The 284-nt window shown below is 45.8% G+C and carries 1 protein-coding gene; it reads left to right on the top strand.

Annotated elements, in window-relative coordinates; translation table 11 throughout:
• Positions 1 to 284 (top strand): DDE-type integrase/transposase/recombinase (locus AB4185_RS21960; RefSeq protein WP_372135939.1); only part of this gene is annotated, 284 nt, incomplete at both ends.

The following is a 284-nucleotide window of genomic DNA, read 5'->3' as shown; positions in this document are numbered from 1 at the left end:
CAGCAAGAGGTATCCCACTTAGTCGTTATCGTTCGAGCAAGTTCATGAAAGAACTCGATTTAATCAGTGGTCAATTACCAAAACATACGTACAAGAAAACACAGCAGGAGCACGTTCATATACCGAACCATCTTAATCGTCAGTTCGCGGTAACTGAGCCGAATCAAGTCTGGTGTGGGGATGTGACCTACATCTGGACAGGACAGCGATGGTCTTACCTAGCGGTTGTTATCGACCTATTCGCTCGAAAAGTTATTGGCTGGGCAATGTCTAACTCCCCAGAT

Source organism: Vibrio sp. 10N.286.48.F5 (assembly GCF_041469785.1).
GTDB lineage: Bacteria > Pseudomonadota > Gammaproteobacteria > Enterobacterales > Vibrionaceae > Vibrio > Vibrio crassostreae_C.
This window is presented reverse-complemented; position numbering and strand designations above follow the sequence as displayed.